The sequence below is a fragment of the Pseudomonas sp. PDM28 genome (assembly GCF_019219115.1).
Lineage (GTDB): Bacteria > Pseudomonadota > Gammaproteobacteria > Pseudomonadales > Pseudomonadaceae > Aquipseudomonas > Aquipseudomonas laurylsulfatiphila.
The window spans coordinates 220,153-237,148 of the sequence record NZ_JAHUWG010000012.1; the positions used below are offsets into that span (position 1 = coordinate 220,153).

A 16,996-nucleotide genomic window follows, 5' to 3' on the forward strand; every position below is an offset into this window, starting at 1 on the left:
ATTCTCCCGATATAGGATTTGGGCCATGGTCGCAGGCATTTGGTTTCACTGGATGTCTGAAAGCGACTTACGGCGAGTGATAGGCCCGGGCAGCGTCCTGGTCTTTCTGTTGTTGCCAGGCTTTGTCGCGCTCTTGCAGATGACTATTGCGCCCATCCCCACTGTCCTGGTTATCCCGCATGGCCTGGCACTGACGAAAGCCATCACTCCAGCCTTCGGCGTACAACGGATCCTTGAGGTAGCGCGGGACATTCTTGCGGAATTCTCCGCTGATTGCCCCGGCAGCCTGCCGGCCACTGCTGCAACCGTCATCGAAGCCATCGGCGAAGGCGGGCGGGTAACCTTTGGCGAGCAGGGCTTCGTGGGTTGACTGGCAACCTGCGATCAGTAACAACACAGCCAACCATCCTGCACGCCGCCACATTTCACTCTCCGAGGCCGATACGTGGCCCATAGAGAAAGTCTAGAGGTGGATTCGTCGGGTGTATGTGAAAGCTGTGTACGCTTTTTGTCGAACGCCACGTACCCCCCCCTGTGGGAGCGGGCTTGCTCGCGAATGCGATCTGTCATTCAAAATTAATGCTGACTGACACACCGCTTTCGCGAGCAAGCCCGCTCCCACAGGGATTTGCGTTCCGGGTCAGTAGTGGTACCACTTCAGCTCAAGCATCACCTCGTTCTCGGCCGACGCCAGATGGCTGAACTCTCGCTGGGCGCTCAAGCGCAGTCCGAGATTGCGGGAGATTTCCCATTGCTGATTGAGGCTCAGGCTGCGGCGCACTTCACCATTGGTGAAGTAATCGCCCCTGGCTTCGAGGCTCAGATTGCCCAGCGGGTTTTTCCACAGCACCCCACTGTTGAAACCGGCGGCCGGCGCGATGAATTCGGCGAAGTCGTTGTTGTGCTCGACACGCACAGTGCCCAGGACAAATCCGAGCATGTCCTCGCTCAGTTGCCAGGTTCCACCACCACCGCCGTTGACATGGCTGACCAGGGTTTGGTCATCGTGCTTGCCCGGCACCCGTTCCAGGCCGCCCGTGACTTGCCATGACAGCGGTTGCAGCAATTCGTTACGCGGGGTCAGGGAGCGAATGGTTGCCAGGTCCAGTTGCTGCACCTGCCAGTCGTTTCCTTCGTACTGGCGCAGTTTCAATTGCAGGATTTCGATCTGCGCGCCAAGGGGAAAGCTTTCGCTGTTGTCATTGAGGTCGTGATAAGCCATGCGCAGGCCGTACTCGCCAAAGGCCTTGTCTCCACGGGTGCCGAGACCGAGCTGCCAGGTGCGCGACTCGTGACCGTCTTCAGGTAGGCCGGGTTGCGGGATACTCAACTCCGGTGCCGGGTTCTGGTTGATCGCCCGCAGCAGTTCGAAGCTGCGCTGGGCGCGCGCCGGATCGCGTTCCTGGCCGTTGGCGCGATAGCGCTCCAGGCGATAGGCGGCATCGATGATCAGCGCCTGGCGATCGCGGGGTTGTGCCTTGAACGCCGGGTCGTGCAGTTGTTTCTGGTCGGCGCTGACTTTCAGCACCCATTGCTGTTCTTCAGGGTTCAACGGCTCGGCACGACTGAGCAACTCGCGCTCCCGGGACGGGCGATACTGGATCGATTCCACCAGTCCGGCCGCTTTCACGGCCTTGACGGTGTCCGTGGGGATGGCCGTGAGCGGGAATTGTTCGGTCAGGCGCAGGCCCGGGCGAGCCACTTGCAGCAGTTCCAGCAAGCGGTATGAGCAGTTTTCGTCGAAGAAGAAATAGTCGAATTTGATCTGCTTCAACTCCCAGACGTGCTCGACCATGCGCGCGGTTTCCTGTGGGGTCAGGTTCAGGCGGTACTCCCACAGGTCGCGGTTTTCCAGGCTGCGGTATTCCGAGAGCTTTTCCTGATAGGGCACCATCGCGAACAGGCCGGGATAACCGCCCATCAGGCCTTTCCAGGCATAAATGATGCTGTTGTCCGAGCCCTCGATGTAGGCGCCGAAGTTGATCGCGTAACTGAGCAGCGAAGTCTTGTCGCTCTTCACTTCGGCCTGGTCGATGCGCAGCAGGGTATGGCCGAACATCGAGGATGGGCTGTTCAGGTAAGCCGCCGGGAAGATCATCACCGCGCTGTCGGGCGAGACGTCCTTGAACCATTGCTTGAACGCTGCGCAGTCCGGCGTTGGCAGGCCGGTCAGGTCGAGTTGTTCCTTCAGCCAGCGGGTGCGGGCCGGGTAGACACATTGTGCGTGTTGTTCACCGGCACTGGCCGGGGCGTACAAGGCTTGTACAGTCGCCGCCAGTTCATGGTCCGGATGTTCATTGCCATCGGCGGCGAGGAAGAATTTCCGGTCGCTGACATAGCTGCGCCAGCCGCCGAGCTTGGCGGTTTCGTAATGGCCCAGGGATATCCAGAAAGGGTCGTTGGCCAGTTGCTGCAAGCGTTGTGGGTCGATGTGGGGCGCGGCGGACAGTGGGGCGCAGACACAGAGCGCCAGCCAGGCAAGGCGTTTGAGCATAGATGGCAACTTAAACAGGAAGAAAATCAGGACCAGCGCAATTGATGGTTGGCATTACCCGAAAAGGGGGCAGGTCCAAAAAACAAAACCCGCTTCCCGAAAGAAGCGGGGCGGGTCGAGCTTAAGCTTGAGTTGCGTACTTGGCCAGACGAGGGTCGGCCTTGAGTACGGCCAGGGTGTTGGTATGCACATCTTCGGCCGTCACGTCAGCCTTGCTGAAGATCTGCTGGAAGTGCTCGTGAGTGACGGCGGCGAAGTGCGCACGGTCTTCCGGCGCTACGCCCAGTACCACGGCATAGGTGGTCAGCGCTTCGCCCTGACCCTTGGCCATGTCTTCGGACAGTTCGTTCATCATGCCGTTCATGGCAAACCAGGATTTGCCGCCGTAGGTCAGCGACGCATTGGTTGCGCAACCGTTGGTGCCGGATGTCATGCCGAAGGTTGCGTTGCCGGAAGTGCCGTTGGTGGTGGATGCCAGGAAGTGAGCCGGAGTACCACGCTGGCCTTCGAACAGCATGTTGCCCCAACCGCAATCCGGGCCGCCTGGCGCCTGAGCCATGGCGTTGATGGATACAGCGGTGAAGAGAGTACCAAGAAGAATCCGTTTCATAGCTTTGTTCTCTTTATGTGCATACCAATTTGACAGGGGGTTCTGGCCCGTCTGGTGCCAGTGGGCCGGTCATTAGTCCAGCCGCGCAGTTTGGAGTTTAGGCACGATCGCGGGGTTCCGTGATTTTTTGTAAAAACAATCGTCGCAAACAGTGATTTGGCGCGGCTCTACGACGGGGTTTGTGCTTGTCTATGCTTTGGCCTGCGGCGCTCCTTGCCAGTCGGGCATGGGCAGCGCCAGAATGCTGCCATCTGCCCCGCCTGATTGTTAAGGAAGCCCGATGCCTGATCCTGTTGCTGCCAGCTTGCGTCTAGCGCCCGAAGCGCTGACCCGTCCGTTTTCCGCTGAACAGTTCAGCTTCTCTACCACCAATGATCTGGAGCCCTTTCGCGGTGTGCTTGGCCAGGAACGTGCGGTCGAAGCCTTGCAGTTCGGTGTGGCCATGCCACGCCCCGGTTACAACGTATTTGTCATGGGCGAGCCGGGGACTGGCCGGTTCTCGTTCGTCAAACGCTACCTCAAGGCCGAAGGCAAGCGCCTGCAGACTCCGGCGGACTGGGTCTACGTCAACAATTTTGATGAGCCGCGGGAGCCGCGCGCACTGGAACTGCCGTCGGGCACTGCCGGTGCCTTCATCGGTGACATCAACGGCTTGATCGACAACCTGCTGGCGACGTTTCCGGCTGTCTTCGAGCATCCGTCCTACCAACAGAAGAAAAGTGGCATCGACCGCGCCTTCAACCAGCGCTACGACAAGGCTCTGGACGTCATCGAGCGTCTGGCGCTGGAGAAAGACGTCGCGCTCTACCGCGACGCCAGCAATATCGCCTTCACCCCGATGGGCGATGGCAAGGCGTTGGATGAAGCTGAGTTCGCCCAGTTGCCGGAAGCCGAACGCGAGCGCTTTCACGAAGATATTTCGGCCCTGGAGGAGCGCCTCAACGAAGAGCTCGCCAGCCTGCCGCAATGGAAGCGTGAGTCGAGCAACCAGTTGCGTCATCTGAACGAAGAAACCATCACTCTGGCCTTGCAGCCCTTGTTGTCGCCATTGTCGGAGAAGTACGCCGAGAACGCGGCGGTTTGCGGCTATCTGCAAGCCATGCAGGTGTATTTGCTCAAGACCGTGGTCGAGCAACTGGTGGACGACAGCAAGACCGACGCAGTCGCCCGCAAGTTGCTGGAAGAACAATACGCGCCGAGCCTGGTGGTCGGTCACTCGGCCAGCGGCGGTGCGCCAGTGGTGTTCGAGCCGCACCCGACCTACGAAAACCTCTTCGGTCGTATCGAATACAGCACCGACCAGGGCGCGCTGTACACCACCTACCGCCAACTGCGGCCGGGGGCCTTGCACCGGGCCAACGGTGGTTTCCTGATCCTTGAAGCGGACAAAATGCTCAGCGAGCCATTCGTGTGGGACGCGCTGAAACGCGCCCTGCAATCGCGCAAGCTGAAAATGGAATCACCGCTGGGCGAGCTGGGTCGTCTGGCCACCGTGACCCTGACACCGCAACACATTCCGCTGCAGGTCAAGGTCGTCATCATCGGTGCCCGTCAGCTGTATTACACGCTGCAGGACCTCGATCCGGACTTCCAGGAGATGTTCCGCGTCCTGGTGGATTTCGACGAGGACATCCCGATGGTCGACGAGAGCCTGGAGCAGTTCGCCCAGTTGCTCAAAACCCGTACTTCCGAAGAAGGCATGGCACCGCTGACCGCCGATGCGGTGGCGCGTCTGGCGACTTACAGTGCCCGCCTGGCCGAGCATCAGGGGCGCTTGTCGGCGCGTATCGGTGATTTGTTCCAGCTGGTCAGCGAGGCCGATTTCATCCGCCACCTGGCCGGTGATGAAATGACCGACTCCGGGCACATCGAACGGGCACTCAAGGCCAAGGCCACGCGAACCGGGCGGGTTTCGGCGCGGATTCTCGACGACATGCTGGCCGGGATCATCCTGATCGACACCGACGGCGCAGCGGTCGGCAAGTGCAACGGCTTGACCGTGCTGGAGGTCGGCGACTCGGCTTTCGGTGTGCCGGCGCGGATTTCCGCCACGGTGTACCCGGGCGGCAGCGGTATTGTCGACATCGAGCGCGAGGTCAACCTCGGCCAACCGATCCACTCCAAGGGCGTGATGATCCTCACGGGGTATCTGGGCAGTCGCTACGCCCAGGAATTCCCGCTGGCGATTTCCGCAAGCATCGCCCTGGAGCAATCCTACGGTTATGTCGATGGCGACAGTGCGTCCCTGGGCGAAGCCTGCACTCTGATCTCGGCCTTGTCGAAAACCCCGCTCAAACAGTGCTTTGCCATCACCGGTTCGATCAACCAGTTCGGCGAAGTGCAGGCGGTGGGCGGGGTCAACGAGAAGATCGAGGGCTTCTTCCGTCTGTGCGAAGCCCGCGGCTTGACGGGCGAGCAGGGGGCAATCATTCCCCACGCCAACGTCGCCACGCTGATGCTCGACGAGAAGGTGCTGGCGGCGGTGCGTGCGGGGCAGTTCCATGTCTATGCGGTCCGTCAGGCCGACGAAGCCTTGAGTTTGCTGGTTGGCGAGCCGGCCGGCGAACCGGACGAGAATGGCGAGTTCCCTGAAGGCAGCGTGAACGCACGGGTCGTGGAACGCTTGCGGGTTATCGCGGAAATGATCAGCGAGGATGATCTGAAGGAAGCCGAGAAGGAGTTGGCGCAAGAAGCATTGGCGGAAACCAAGCCTGCTTGATGCGGTAACCCATGTGGGAGCGGGCTTGCTCGCGAAAGCGTCTTTTCATTCAACATTTATGTTGGCTGATACGCCGCCTTCGCGAGCAAGCCCGCTCCCACATTTTGTTTGTGTGAACACCGGAGAGCGTCGTCGAAATGACGTCAATATTCACACTATGACCATTCGGCGCCTTTCGGTCTTGCCTCGGCCTGCAAGCCAGACTTTTCTTCTATTCTCTGCTCAGGGATATCGACAGTAATCACAGGATCGAAACAGCCTTCACATGGGGGCTGAATACCGGATCTACCGAGGGTCGCCGCCATGTCGCGCAACCTCTGCCTCACCCGTCAATGCCTGGGCCTTGTGACCCGTATCGAGTGTGCCATCCGTCCGTTGGCAGGAGACACGGGCATGTGGACTCTGTTGTTCGCCGCCGGAATGGCCGGTGAACAACCTTCGGCCATCAAGGCCCAAGGCCCGTTCCATGGCCCGATCGCCGCTGAATCAATCCTCGACACCATCGTTGAAAGCCTGACCTTGCACGGCTACGAGTTGGCCGACGATCCGCAAATCTGGTGCCTGCACCTGCAAGCCCAATTGCGGGAAATCAACGGTGGTCGCTGCCGTAACCTGGGCGGCTTCGAGTTTCACCCCGAGCACTGAGTCGCACTATTGATCAAGGCGTGTCATGTCGGCCTTGTCGAGTTTGACCTCGAAACCATATTGCACGGTGGCGAGGTCAGTGCGCTGATAGGTTTCCAGGCGCGTAGGCTGCCCGTAGAAGTAATGCACGGCAAATTGCGCCCGGCCTTGTGCGTTCGCGCCATGGTTGACCGATAGAATTTCCTTCAAGTAATTGCCGCTGTCGTCCTTGGCGAAAAAGCGCCAGTCCTGGGCGGGAAATGCTTTCAGATTCACCACCAAGGCATTGTCCTTGAGCTCAAGGCCTTTGGGCAGTTGACGGGTATCGACGGTTTTTTGCTCGATCGTGGCCAGGAACAGTGGCATCGAGCCCACTGCGTAGGCCGGCGTTTCCGGAAACAGATTCAGATCGTAGGTGATGGTGCCGCGCAGTGGATCGATCTGGTAAGCCTCGGGTGGCAGCTCGATCGGTTCGTCGCGTTTACCACGCGCGTCTTCGGTAAAGAAACTCACCGGGCTTTCACCGGGGTTGAGCGAAGTGCCCAGCAGTTCATCGTTGAAGCTGCGCAGATGGGTGAATTCGATTCGAGCAGCGCTGGGGTCGTCGACCGACTGACTGATGCTGACGTTCTTTTTCAGTTGTTCCTCGCTCAGCGTTGCCCCTTTTAGCCAGGTTGCCGCCTGGTCGTCATAGACCACCACGGGCAGGTTCAAGGGCTGAATGCCCTTGTCCGGGGTCTCGGCATCGAAGCGCCGGACCGGCAGGTCGAGGTCCTTGCGAGTGACCGTGGCGGCGGAAAAATCCAGCATGCTGACTTCGAGGGTTTCGATCGTCCCGTTGAAATACACCTTTGAATAGCGTCGGGCCTGCTGTTCCTCAAAGGTGCGTTGTTCTTCGTCGAGTTGCTTTTCCAGCGCCTCGCTCCAGCTCTTTTGTTGCTGCATCTTGGCCAGTTGCTGCCGATAGAAGGCAATTTGTGCCGCGGTCTCGTTGATCGAGCCTGCGCGCGTGATGTATTGCCCGGTGCTGTCCCTGGCCTGGACGATCAACGGGTTCAGTGGTGTTTCACTGACTTCAGGCGCCAGCGGCGCACTGTTGTTGTATTCGATTTCCGCGTAGTTGTTCGTCAGTGTGAGCAAGGTGACGCTCAGGTTGTCATTGGTGCGGGTCTGGCCAATGTCGTTTTTCGTCAGGTCGAAACTGTAGAGCCGGCGGGGCGCGATGACTTCGACCTTACCCTGCAGGCTCACCGGCTGCGGCTGATTTTTTTTGTCGATGTCGAGGCCTTCGATGAAGGGGTAGGCCACTGTCAGGTCGTCGGGGTTGGTCAGGTTGGAACTCGATGGGCTGAGTTGAATGCCGGGGTCGGTTTCCGACCATTCCGGCTGGAAGGCAATGACCCGTTTATTGCTCAGGGTGACGGACTGCCATTCCAGGCCGTGGGGAAACAAAAACGCGGCAGGAACGCTGAACGTGAAGGGAAACACCGGTTGCAGATCGGTCAGGTAGTCGGAACTGGAATCCTTTTGCAGCACGAACAACCCGTTGATATAGGTGTCGACCAGGGCTTGCGGGGTCGGGTAGTGCTTGAGCATGGCAAGGGCGTCTTCGCCGTATTCGGTTTCCACCGGTTTGCTGTCGAGCTTGAGTTGCGCGCGCTCGAGCAGCAGCAGTGAGCCGCCCAGCTCCGACACGGCATCCTTGAGCTTCGGATCCTGGATGGTGTCCAGCGACTTTTCGAACTGCGCGGTTTTTTCTTCGAGGCTGACCTGGCGTTTTTCATCGCTGGGTGAGCAGCCACTTAGCAGCAGTGCCAGGCAAATGCCGGCACTGGTCAAAGGCAATCGCACATCCATTTCCAGTCTTCCTGTCCAATATCACTGAGCGTTCAATGATTTGGACACTAGCAGAAAAACCTTGGTACACAGGCGCAGGTGGCGGATTTTTCGACGTTTTCTGGCAGCTTCTGGATAGGGGCGGGCGACTGATATACTCGCCGCCATTTCCAGTCCACATGTGAGTTTCAATGGAACGCTTTATCGAAAATGCAATGTACGCCTCGCGCTGGCTGCTGGCGCCGATCTATTTCGGCCTGTCCCTCGGGCTGTTGGCGCTGGCGCTGAAATTCTTCCAGGAAGTCTTCCACGTCATCCCGAACGTGTTCTCGATGGCCGAATCGGACTTGATCCTGGTGCTGCTGTCGTTGATCGACATGGCGCTGGTGGGCGGTTTGCTGGTGATGGTGATGATTTCCGGCTACGAGAACTTCGTCTCGCAACTGGACATCGACGACAGCAAGGAAAAGCTCAACTGGCTCGGCACCATGGACTCTTCGTCGCTGAAGATGAAGGTGGCCGCGTCGATCGTGGCAATCTCGTCCATTCACCTGCTGCGCATCTTCATGGACGCCAAGAACGTCGACCCCGAGCATCTGCAGTGGTATGTGATCATCCACATGACCTTCGTGGTCTCGGCATTCGCCATGGGTTACCTGGATAAAGTCACCAAGCACTGATTTCAACTTCCATTGTGGGAGCGTGGCTTGCCCGCGATGGCATCACCTCGGTCTGTCGATGAACCGCGGTGATGCCATCGCGGGCAGGCCACGCTCCCACAGGGTTGCAAAACAGACGGGCGGCGCCGTTTGTGGCTTGTGCTTTGATGCACCGAAGCCTATCCCTGTAAGTATGTTGGCTCGCCATTGCGTGAGGTGCGTACATGAACCTGCAAGAGTTGAATGCCTATGCCGTCGCCGGGAAGGTCGATGAGCTGAACCTGATCTCCATGGAAGGTGGTATCTACCTGCTGGAAGCACGGATGCATGGCGCGGCGTATCCCTTGAACGATATGCACGGGCACACGATGAGCCTGCGTTCGGTGGAGCATGCCCGTGATGTGCTGCGCTCCTTTCCGAAGCTGCACTTCAACCTTGTGCACACTGTCGTGCATGACGAGATGTGCGGGCTGGTAGCCGATGTGCAGGATACCCTGAAGGTGCCGATCGCCTGACGTCCCTCATCAATGGCATGTCATCTGTGCTAGTCTGCTGGCCCTTTTGGTTCCGGGCGCTCCGGGACGCGCTGTGCACGCACGGCGAGTTCCAGGCCGTCCGCACAGCGGAGCAGTGTCATGTCCGAAGTAAATCTGTCCACCGACGAAACCCGCGTCAGCTACGGCATTGGCCGTCAGCTGGGCGACCAGCTGCGTGACAACCCGCCACCGGGTGTCAGCCTGGACGCGATCCTGGCGGGTCTGACCGACGCATTCGCCGGCAAGCCAAGCCGTGTGGGTCAGGAAGAAATGTCCGCCAGCTTCAAGGTCATCCGTGAAATCATGCAGGCCGAAGCTGCAGCCAAGGCTGAAGCGGCCGCTGGCGAAGGCCTGGCTTTCCTGGCTGAAAACGCCAAGCGTGAAGGCATCACCACTCTGGCTTCCGGCCTGCAGTTCGAAGTTCTGACCGCTGGCGAAGGCGCCAAGCCATCCCGCGAAGACACCGTGCGTACTCACTACCACGGCACCCTGATCGACGGCACTGTGTTCGACAGCTCGTACGAGCGCGGCCAGCCTGCAGAATTCCCGGTTGGTGGCGTGATCGCCGGCTGGACCGAAGCCCTGCAACTGATGAACGCCGGCAGCAAATGGCGCCTGTACGTGCCGAGCGAACTGGCTTACGGCGCTCAAGGCGTTGGCGGCATCCCGCCGCACAGCGTACTGGTGTTCGACGTCGAGCTGCTTGACGTTCTGTAATACCGATTACCTGTAGGAGCGAGCTTGCTCGCGATGGGCGTCAACGATTACGCGGGCATTCTGAATGAGCGCGTGTCTTTGAGTTTTTCGCGAGCAGGCTCGCTTCTACAGAGTCTTGCGACGTTTCTCATACTTCGATCTTGTGGTGCAGTTCACTGTGCGGGCGCAACGCCCGGGCATAGCAGAACAGAAACAGATTGCGCACCAGTTCCTTGAGCACCACCGGCTCGCTTGAGCTCAGACCGTTGACGTCCAGGTCACCCTGGTCCTGCAGCTCGTTCAAGGCTTCTTCTTCCAGTACGGCACAGACTTCCCCGGTTTCCCGATGCAGGATCCTGAGGTAAGGGTGTGGGCGGTCCAGCCAGGCATCGATCAAATAAGTCATGGTTCTCATCTCCACCGAGGGTCTGATGAGAATAATTCTTATTCATCAAATAGCAAGGGCCTATTGGCGGTTTGCGCTTTTTCCCGGGTAAAGATTGCGTCAGGTCAAAAGGACTGGCGTCTGGCTATTACCTGGATTGACCGGGTGAGGCGGGGGAGGGAGTTCCATCCCGTGCCGGGCGCGGGATGGATAACAGCAGGATCAGACTTTTCTGACGAATTCGGACTTGAGTTTCATCGGGCCGATGCCGTCAATCTTGCAGTCGATGTCGTGATCGCCATCGCACAGGCGGATGTTCTTGACCTTGGTGCCGACCTTGACCACCAGGGACGTACCCTTGACCTTGAGGTCCTTGATCACGGTGATGGTATCGCCGTCCTGCAGGACATTGCCCACCGAATCCTTTTTCACTGTGTCATCGGACGCCGCTTCGGCTTCACCGCTGGCGGACCATTCGTGGGCGCACTCGGGGCAGATCAGTTGGGTGCCGTCTTCGTAGGTGTATTCGGAATTGCATTTTGGGCAGGGTGGCAGCGTGCTCACTAAGGCTCCTTGGATTCAGGATCGCTAAAAGCGCACATTATATAGGGTTTTAGGTGGGAGAGGGCACGGCGCAGGAAAACCTGTGGGGAACATACCTGTGGGAGCGAGCTTGCTCGCGATGGCGTCCTTTCAGTCAACAACAATGTTGAATGTAAGTGCCTAAACGCGAGCAAGCTCGCTCCCACAGGGTTTTGCAGTATTGTCAGTGCGTACGGGCTACCGCGAACTCACTCAGTTCAACCAGCGCATCGCGGTATTCGCTGGCGGGCAGCGCTTCGAGGCACTTGATCGCGCGGGCCACATAATCGCGGGCCAGTTGCGCGGTGTACTCCAGCGAACCCGAGGCTTCCACGGCTTCGCGGATGCTTTCCAGATCTTCGATTCCGCCTTTCTGGATCGCCTTGCGCACCAAGGCGGCCTGTTCCGGCGTACCTTCGCGCATGGTGTAGATCAGTGGCAGGGTCGGCTTGCCTTCGGCCAGATCGTCACCGACGTTCTTGCCCAGGGTCTCGGCGTCGCCTTTGTAGTCAAGCAGGTCGTCGACCAGCTGGAAGGCCACCCCCAGGTGATCCCCGAATGTACGCAGGGCTTCGGCCTGTTCCGGCGTGGCTTCGCACAGGGCGGCGGCACTGTGGGTCGAGGCTTCGAAGAGCATCGCGGTCTTGCCGCGGATGACTTCCATGTAGGTTTCTTCGGTGGTGCTGGCGTCCCGCACCTTCGACAGCTGCAACACTTCGCCTTCGGCGATGATGCGCGTGGCTTGCGAAAGGATCTTCATCACTGGCATGGAGCCCAGTTCGACCATCATTTCGAAGGAGCGCGAATACAGGAAATCACCGACCAGCACGCTTGGCGCGTTGCCCCACATGGCGTTGGCGGTCGAGCGGCCACGACGCATGCCGGACATGTCGACCACGTCGTCATGCAGCAGGGTGGCGGTGTGCAGGAACTCGATGGTGGCGGCCAACAGGCGCAGTTCGTCGCCTTCACGGCCCAGGGCCTTGCCACACAGCAGCACTAATAAGGGACGCAGGCGTTTACCGCCGGCCGAGGTGATGTAATCGCCGATTTTCGATACAAGCGGCACCCGCGAAGTCAGCTGCTTCTTGATGATGCCGTCGACGGCGCTAAAATCGTCCGCCACCGCGCGGTAGAAAGCTTGGGGTTGCATCAGCGACAGTCGCTCCAGAAGGGTTGCGCGGCATGCTAGGACCCACGCCAGCAGGTGTCAAGGCGCGATGGACGGCCCCTTGCAAGGCTGGCGTGGCTTGCGTACAATCGCGCACCCTGAACTTCCTGGGCAGCACCTGCCTTACGCAATTGCAAGCGGGCCTTCCAGCCCCATGCAGCCATGCCAGCCAATACCTCTTCTTATAAAGAGCTGGGTGAGCAGGATTATCGGAGAAATACCATGTCTTATGCAGTAATCGTTACTGGCGGCAAGCAGTACAAAGTCGCCCCAGGTGAATACCTGAAGATCGAAAAACTGGAAATCGCTACCGGCGAATCCGTTACCTTTGATCGCGTTCTGTTGGTTGCCAACGGTGACGACGTGAATATCGGCGCTCCAGTTGTTGCTGGCGCTACCGTTGTGGCTGAAGTGATCTCCCAAGGTCGTCACGATAAAGTCCGCATCATCAAGTTCCGTCGCCGTAAGCACCACATGAAGCGTATGGGCCACCGCCAGTGGTACACCGAGATCAAAATCACCGGTATTCAGGCTTAATTTCAGCCTAATTCCTCACTAGGAGAATTGAACTCATGGCACACAAAAAAGCTGGTGGTAGTACCCGTAACGGTCGCGACTCAGAAGCCAAACGCCTTGGCGTGAAGATGTATGGCGGCCAGGCTATCAAAGCAGGCAACATCATCGTGCGTCAGCGCGGTACCCAATTCCACGCTGGCTACGGCGTTGGCATGGGTAAAGATCACACCCTCTTCGCTAAAGTCGAAGGCGTGATCAAGTTCGAAGTAAAAGGCGCCTTCGGTCGTCGTTACGTGAGCGTAGTCGCAGCTTAATTGCGCGATCGCTGGAAAAGCCCTGTCTCGCGACGGGGCTTTTTCGTTTGTGGGGTGAGTCTCTTGCAAAGCTGTTTGTATGGGCTGTCGGCGTACGATGTAGATGTCGTGGTTTGGGGTCGCTGCGCTCATTTTTGCAAGAGTCTTATGTCTTGATTGTTTTTCGGCTCGTCCGTATGGCGAGAGGCGTTTGTTATGAAGTTTGTTGATGAAGTATCGATTCGAGTAAAGGCCGGTGATGGCGGCAATGGCGCCATGAGTTTCCGTCGGGAAAAATTCATCGAAAACGGTGGTCCGAACGGTGGTGATGGTGGTGATGGCGGTTCCATCTACATGATGGCCGACGAAAACCTCAATACCCTGGTGGACTACCGTTACACCCGGCACTTCGATGCCGAGCGTGGCTCCAACGGCGGCAGCACCGACTGCACCGGCAAGAAGGGTGAAGACCTGATCCTGCGCGTTCCGGTCGGCACCACGGTGATCGACTCCGCGACTCAGGAGGTTATCGGCGACCTGACCAAGGCTGGTCAGAAATTGATGGTGGTGCAGGGTGGCTGGCACGGTCTGGGCAATACCCGTTTCAAATCCAGTACCAACCGTGCGCCGCGCCAGACTACTCCGGGCAAGCCGGGTGAGCAGCGCGACCTGAAGCTGGAAATGAAAGTACTGGCTGACGTCGGTCTGCTGGGTTTGCCGAACGCCGGTAAAAGTACCTTTATCCGCTCGGTTTCGGCTGCCAAGCCGAAAGTTGCCGACTACCCGTTCACCACGCTGGTGCCGAACCTGGGTGTGGTCAGCGTCGATCGCTGGAAGAGCTTCGTCATTGCCGATATTCCGGGTTTGATCGAAGGCGCTTCCGAAGGTGCTGGTTTGGGCATTCGCTTCCTCAAGCACTTGGCGCGTACGCGTCTGCTGCTGCACCTCGTGGACATGGCGCCGCTGGATGACGCCAGCGCACCGGATGCCGCTGAAGTGATCGTCAACGAGCTGATCAAGTTCAGCCCGTCCCTGGCGGAGCGTGATCGCTGGCTGGTCCTGAACAAGTGCGACCAGATCCTTGATGAGGAGCACGATGCTCGCGTCAAGGAGATCGTCGATCGCCTGGAGTGGACTGGTCCGGTGTACGTGATCTCGGCCATCTCCAAGCTCGGTACCGAGCGTCTGTGCCACGACATCATGCGTTACATGGAAGATCGTGCTGATCGCCTGGCCAATGATCCGGCCTACAAGGAAGAGCTGGCCGATCTCGATCAGCGCATCGAAGACGAAGCCCGCGCGCAGCTGCAGGCGCTGGATGACAAGCGTGCCCTGCGTCGCAGCGGCGTGAAGTCGGTTCACGACATCGGCGACGATGATTGGGACGAAGAAGATGTGGATGACGAAGACGGTCCGGAAATCATTTACGTGCGTGACTGATTCGTTGCGATAAACTTAAGCGCCGCTCAATCGAGCGGCGTTTTAGTATCTGTAAATCGTTGGTCGCGAATAGCCACGAATAACGTCACGGGCAGTGCCAGGTCGCGCTGTCCTCAAGCTAAGGTTGAAGATGATGCGGAGCAAGGTGACAGGTGCGCAGCGTTGGGTCGTGAAGATCGGCAGCGCTTTGCTGACGGCGGACGGCAAGGGCCTGGATCGCGCGGCAATGGGTGTCTGGGTTGAGCAGATGGTGGCCTTGCATGAGGCGGGTGTCGAACTGGTGCTGGTGTCCTCCGGGGCAGTGGCGGCCGGTATGAGCCGCTTGGGCTGGACTTCGCGACCCAGTGCGATGCACGAGCTTCAGGCCGCTGCTGCAATCGGCCAGATGGGGCTGGTGCAGGCCTGGGAGTCGAGCTTTGCCGAGCATGGCCGGCATACCGCGCAGATTCTCCTGACCCACGACGACCTGTCCGACCGCAAGCGCTACCTGAACGCCCGCAGTACCTTGCGCGCATTGGTCGAGCTCAAAGTCATTCCGGTCATCAACGAGAATGACACCGTGGTCACCGACGAAATCCGTTTCGGCGACAACGACACCCTGGCGGCGCTGGTGGCAAACCTGGTCGAGGCGGATTTGCTGGTGATCCTGACGGATCGCGATGGCATGTTCGACGCCGATCCGCGCAACAATCCGGATGCCCAACTGATTTACGAAGCGCGTGCCGATGATCCGGCGCTCGATGCGGTAGCGGGCGGTACGGGTGGGGCGCTGGGGCGTGGCGGTATGCAGACCAAGCTGCGCGCGGCGCGCCTGGCGGCCCGTTCCGGTGCTCACACCATCATCGTCGGTGGGCGGCTTGAGCGTGTGCTGGATCGCCTCAAGGCGGGCGAGCGCATTGGCACCCTGCTGTCGCCGGAGCGCGGCATGCTGGCGGCACGCAAGCAGTGGCTGGCCGGTCATCTGCAAACCCGTGGCACCCTGGTGCTGGATGCCGGCGCGGTGACCGCGTTGTCCCAGGGCAACAAGAGCTTGCTGCCGGTCGGGGTCAAATTGGTGCAGGGCAGCTTCCGTCGCGGCGAGATGGTGGTCTGCGTAGCGCCGGACGGTCGTGAGATTGCCCGCGGCCTGGCCAACTACAGTGCGCTGGAAGCGCAAAAAATCATCGGTCAGTCGTCCGAGGCGATTGTCGGTCTGCTGGGTTACATGGCGGAGCCGGAACTGGTTCACCGCGATAACCTGATCCTGGTCTGAAGGAATACCTGAATGCGCGTGGCAAAAGGATTGTTGGGATTGCTGTTGGCGATGCCGCTGCTGGCTTCGGCCGAGGAAATCGGTCAGGTGTCGACGGTGTTCAAGTTCGTCGGGCCAAATGACCGGATCGTGGTCGAGGCTTTTGATGATCCCAAGGTCGAGGGTGTGACCTGCTACCTGTCACGCGCCAAGACGGGCGGGGTCAAGGGTGGTCTTGGATTGGCCGAAGACCGTGCCGAGGCGTCCATCGCTTGCCGGCAGGTCGGGCCGATCAGCTTCAAGGGTGAGCTCAAGGATGGTGACGAGGTGTTCAAGGAGCGCACGTCCCTGGTGTTCAAGACCATGCAGGTAGTGCGCTTCCTCGACAAGAAGCGCAATACGCTGGTGTACCTGGTGTACAGCGATCGCTTGATCGAGGGCAGTCCGCAGAATGCGGTGACGGCGATCCCGATTTTGCCGTGGGCGCACGTCCAGTAATTTCACGCAAATCAAACTGTGGGAGCGAGCTTGCTCGCGATAGCGGATATCCAGCCAGCACAAGTGCTGAATGTTAATCCGTCATCGCGAGCAAGCTCGCTCCCACAGTTTTTTATGTGCCTATCAATTCGCAGGCAATAAAAAACCGACCCTGAGGTCGGTTTTTTAATGAGCGTGTCGCTTAGGCAACAGCGGCAACGTTCAGGGCCTTCACGTGGCCATTCAGGCGGCTCTTATGACGAGCGGCCTTGTTCTTGTGGATGATGCCTTTATCGGCCATACGGTCGATAACTGGCACAGCCAGAACGTAAGCGGCTTGAGCTTTGGCAGCGTCTTTTGCGTCGATGGCCTTAACTACATTCTTGATGTAGGTACGAACCATGGAACGCAGGCTGGCGTTGTGGCTGCGACGCTTCTCAGCCTGTTTTGCACGTTTTTTGGCGGAAGGTGAGTTGGCCACCGTCGAGCTCCTCGAAAGACTTTTTAGGAAATAGCAAACAAAATAGGCCGCGAATCATGCCGATGAGTTGAAGTCTTGTCAAGGGCGCTTGAAACGTTCCGCTAAGTGGTAGGCGTGGTGCGACGGGATATTTCTTTCCGGCGTGTGACCTGTAAACTCGCGAGCTTTGGCTCTGTGCTGTTGCGGCGCGGAGTATCGCACAAGTAGGCGCTTAGTTCGCCTGCTGTTTATCGACAGGCACAAACT

18 protein-coding genes are annotated in these 16,996 nt (G+C 58.9%); 10 read left to right on the forward strand and 8 right to left on the reverse strand.

Going from position 1 to position 16,996, the window contains the following annotated elements; all coding sequences use genetic code 11:
- Nucleotides 1-67: 67 nt before the first annotated feature.
- The 3 genes from KW841_RS26200 to KW841_RS26210 all read right to left on the reverse strand — a co-directional run bounded on the left by KW841_RS26200 (nt 68) and on the right by KW841_RS26210 (nt 3,104).
- On the reverse strand, nt 68-424 hold the full coding sequence (locus tag KW841_RS26200) for a hypothetical protein (RefSeq protein WP_218480295.1): 357 nt from the start codon (nt 422-424) through the stop codon (nt 68-70).
- A 216-nt stretch (nt 425-640) separates the two neighbouring features.
- Nucleotides 641-2,494, reverse strand: coding sequence for a DUF4105 domain-containing protein (locus tag KW841_RS26205; RefSeq protein WP_218480296.1), 1,854 nt, complete (start codon nt 2,492-2,494; stop codon nt 641-643).
- Nucleotides 2,495-2,615: 121 nt separating this feature from the next.
- Nucleotides 2,616-3,104 (reverse strand): DUF3015 domain-containing protein, encoded by a 489-nt coding sequence (locus KW841_RS26210; protein WP_007970900.1) that lies wholly within the window; start codon nt 3,102-3,104, stop codon nt 2,616-2,618.
- 280 nt (nt 3,105-3,384) lie between these two features.
- On the opposite strand from KW841_RS26210, the gene KW841_RS26215 reads away from it, so the two are divergent.
- Together KW841_RS26215 and KW841_RS26220 are read left to right on the forward strand one after the other, a co-directional pair.
- Entirely contained in the window at nt 3,385-5,823 is a 2,439-nt protein-coding gene (locus tag KW841_RS26215; protein WP_218480297.1) for a Lon protease family protein, read from the forward strand.
- A 303-nt stretch (nt 5,824-6,126) separates the two neighbouring features.
- Nucleotides 6,127-6,468 carry a hypothetical protein gene (locus KW841_RS26220; protein ID WP_007970902.1) on the forward strand — a complete coding sequence of 114 codons (342 nt, stop codon included), beginning with the start codon at nt 6,127-6,129 and terminating at the stop codon, nt 6,466-6,468.
- Nucleotides 6,469-6,474: 6 nt separating this feature from the next.
- Here the strand turns inward: KW841_RS26220 and KW841_RS26225 are convergent, their stop codons facing one another.
- Nucleotides 6,475-8,304, reverse strand: coding sequence for a hypothetical protein (locus KW841_RS26225; protein WP_218480298.1), 1,830 nt, complete (start codon nt 8,302-8,304; stop codon nt 6,475-6,477).
- A gap of 170 nt (nt 8,305-8,474) precedes the next feature.
- Between KW841_RS26225 and KW841_RS26230 the strand changes: the two genes are divergently transcribed.
- The 3 genes from KW841_RS26230 (at nt 8,475) to KW841_RS26240 (ending at nt 10,195) form a co-directional block, all read left to right on the forward strand.
- Complete coding sequence (locus KW841_RS26230) at nt 8,475-8,963, forward strand: TIGR00645 family protein (protein ID WP_007970904.1); 489 nt, start codon at nt 8,475-8,477, stop codon at nt 8,961-8,963.
- 203 nt (nt 8,964-9,166) lie between these two features.
- Entirely contained in the window at nt 9,167-9,457 is a 291-nt protein-coding gene (locus KW841_RS26235) for a DUF6482 family protein (protein WP_007970906.1), read from the forward strand.
- A 120-nt stretch (nt 9,458-9,577) separates the two neighbouring features.
- Nucleotides 9,578-10,195, forward strand: a complete 618-nt coding sequence (locus tag KW841_RS26240; protein ID WP_007970907.1) for an FKBP-type peptidyl-prolyl cis-trans isomerase — start codon at nt 9,578-9,580, stop codon at nt 10,193-10,195.
- A 127-nt stretch (nt 10,196-10,322) separates the two neighbouring features.
- Here the strand turns inward: KW841_RS26240 and KW841_RS26245 are convergent, their stop codons facing one another.
- The 3 genes from KW841_RS26245 to KW841_RS26255 all read right to left on the reverse strand — a co-directional run bounded on the left by KW841_RS26245 (nt 10,323) and on the right by KW841_RS26255 (nt 12,294).
- Nucleotides 10,323-10,580: a hypothetical protein gene (locus KW841_RS26245; protein ID WP_218480299.1), complete on the reverse strand. Its 258-nt coding sequence runs from the start codon at nt 10,578-10,580 to the stop codon at nt 10,323-10,325.
- Between the two features lie 201 nt (nt 10,581-10,781).
- Nucleotides 10,782-11,123: a zinc ribbon domain-containing protein YjdM gene (locus KW841_RS26250; protein WP_007970912.1), complete on the reverse strand. Its 342-nt coding sequence runs from the start codon at nt 11,121-11,123 to the stop codon at nt 10,782-10,784.
- Nucleotides 11,124-11,325: 202 nt separating this feature from the next.
- Nucleotides 11,326-12,294, reverse strand: a complete 969-nt coding sequence (locus KW841_RS26255) for a polyprenyl synthetase family protein (protein ID WP_007970914.1) — start codon at nt 12,292-12,294, stop codon at nt 11,326-11,328.
- A 240-nt stretch (nt 12,295-12,534) separates the two neighbouring features.
- Here KW841_RS26255 and rplU point away from each other — a divergent pair, with 240 nt between their 5' ends.
- The 5 genes from rplU (at nt 12,535) to KW841_RS26280 (ending at nt 16,290) form a co-directional block, all read left to right on the forward strand.
- Entirely contained in the window at nt 12,535-12,849 is a 315-nt protein-coding gene (gene rplU, locus KW841_RS26260) for a 50S ribosomal protein L21 (RefSeq protein ID WP_003176051.1), read from the forward strand.
- A 35-nt stretch (nt 12,850-12,884) separates the two neighbouring features.
- Nucleotides 12,885-13,142, forward strand: coding sequence for a 50S ribosomal protein L27 (gene rpmA, locus KW841_RS26265; protein WP_003281574.1), 258 nt, complete (start codon nt 12,885-12,887; stop codon nt 13,140-13,142).
- Nucleotides 13,143-13,337: 195 nt separating this feature from the next.
- Complete coding sequence (gene cgtA / locus KW841_RS26270) at nt 13,338-14,561, forward strand: Obg family GTPase CgtA (protein WP_008052064.1); 1,224 nt, start codon at nt 13,338-13,340, stop codon at nt 14,559-14,561.
- A 133-nt stretch (nt 14,562-14,694) separates the two neighbouring features.
- Nucleotides 14,695-15,813 carry a glutamate 5-kinase gene (gene proB / locus KW841_RS26275; RefSeq protein WP_033047437.1) on the forward strand — a complete coding sequence of 373 codons (1,119 nt, stop codon included), beginning with the start codon at nt 14,695-14,697 and terminating at the stop codon, nt 15,811-15,813.
- A gap of 12 nt (nt 15,814-15,825) precedes the next feature.
- Nucleotides 15,826-16,290: a CreA family protein gene (locus KW841_RS26280; RefSeq protein WP_150701499.1), complete on the forward strand. Its 465-nt coding sequence runs from the start codon at nt 15,826-15,828 to the stop codon at nt 16,288-16,290.
- 181 nt (nt 16,291-16,471) lie between these two features.
- On the opposite strand, the gene rpsT is transcribed toward KW841_RS26280, so the two are convergent.
- A complete protein-coding gene (rpsT, locus tag KW841_RS26285) occupies nt 16,472-16,750 on the reverse strand; it encodes a 30S ribosomal protein S20 (RefSeq protein ID WP_218480300.1) in 279 nt (92 codons plus the stop codon).
- Nucleotides 16,751-16,996 lie beyond the last annotated feature (246 nt).

Bases quoted from the DNA above. Each gene is read 5' to 3' on its own strand.
- cgtA (WP_008052064.1), top strand. From the start codon at position 13,338: ATGAAGTTTGTTGATGAAGTATCGATTCGAGTAAAGGCCGGTGATGGC.
- KW841_RS26200 (WP_218480295.1), bottom strand. From the start codon at position 424: ATGTGGCGGCGTGCAGGATGGTTGGCTGTGTTGTTACTGATCGCAGGT.
- KW841_RS26215 (WP_218480297.1), top strand. From the start codon at position 3,385: ATGCCTGATCCTGTTGCTGCCAGCTTGCGTCTAGCGCCCGAAGCGCTG.
- KW841_RS26240 (WP_007970907.1), top strand. From the start codon at position 9,578: ATGTCCGAAGTAAATCTGTCCACCGACGAAACCCGCGTCAGCTACGGC.
- KW841_RS26230 (WP_007970904.1), top strand. From the start codon at position 8,475: ATGGAACGCTTTATCGAAAATGCAATGTACGCCTCGCGCTGGCTGCTG.
- KW841_RS26255 (WP_007970914.1), bottom strand. From the start codon at position 12,294: ATGCAACCCCAAGCTTTCTACCGCGCGGTGGCGGACGATTTTAGCGCC.
- KW841_RS26225 (WP_218480298.1), bottom strand. From the start codon at position 8,304: ATGGATGTGCGATTGCCTTTGACCAGTGCCGGCATTTGCCTGGCACTG.
- rplU (WP_003176051.1), top strand. From the start codon at position 12,535: ATGTCTTATGCAGTAATCGTTACTGGCGGCAAGCAGTACAAAGTCGCC.
- KW841_RS26220 (WP_007970902.1), top strand. From the start codon at position 6,127: ATGTCGCGCAACCTCTGCCTCACCCGTCAATGCCTGGGCCTTGTGACC.
- KW841_RS26235 (WP_007970906.1), top strand. From the start codon at position 9,167: ATGAACCTGCAAGAGTTGAATGCCTATGCCGTCGCCGGGAAGGTCGAT.
- KW841_RS26210 (WP_007970900.1), bottom strand. From the start codon at position 3,104: ATGAAACGGATTCTTCTTGGTACTCTCTTCACCGCTGTATCCATCAAC.
- KW841_RS26280 (WP_150701499.1), top strand. From the start codon at position 15,826: ATGCGCGTGGCAAAAGGATTGTTGGGATTGCTGTTGGCGATGCCGCTG.
- KW841_RS26245 (WP_218480299.1), bottom strand. From the start codon at position 10,580: ATGACTTATTTGATCGATGCCTGGCTGGACCGCCCACACCCTTACCTC.
- proB (WP_033047437.1), top strand. From the start codon at position 14,695: ATGCGGAGCAAGGTGACAGGTGCGCAGCGTTGGGTCGTGAAGATCGGC.
- rpmA (WP_003281574.1), top strand. From the start codon at position 12,885: ATGGCACACAAAAAAGCTGGTGGTAGTACCCGTAACGGTCGCGACTCA.
- KW841_RS26205 (WP_218480296.1), bottom strand. From the start codon at position 2,494: ATGCTCAAACGCCTTGCCTGGCTGGCGCTCTGTGTCTGCGCCCCACTG.